Here is a 211-nt window from a genome sequence, read left to right on the forward strand (position 1 = left end):
ATTTAGGCCTAATATGCTCAATCACTTTGATTTTAGCGGGTATGAACTCAAGCTTTTCTGACTTATCTTCACCCATTTTATGTAGCTCACCGCCACAGCAATCACAGGTTTTGTCGATGATGTCGTGAATAACCTGCTCACGAGGTAAGTCTTTTGGCAGTGGCTTACGCACCGGCTTTTTACGGGTATAGCTAATGGATTGTTGCTCTGC

The 211-nt window shown here is 43.6% G+C and carries 1 protein-coding gene; it reads right to left on the reverse strand.

Features of this window, described 5'->3' with window-relative positions:
* On the reverse strand, positions 1–211 hold a 211-nt coding region (locus AAEZ22_RS18825; RefSeq protein WP_350608822.1), incomplete at both ends, for an IS66 family transposase zinc-finger binding domain-containing protein.

The organism is Pseudoalteromonas sp. 20-MNA-CIBAN-0454 (assembly GCF_040308685.1).
Lineage (GTDB): Bacteria > Pseudomonadota > Gammaproteobacteria > Enterobacterales > Alteromonadaceae > Pseudoalteromonas > Pseudoalteromonas nigrifaciens.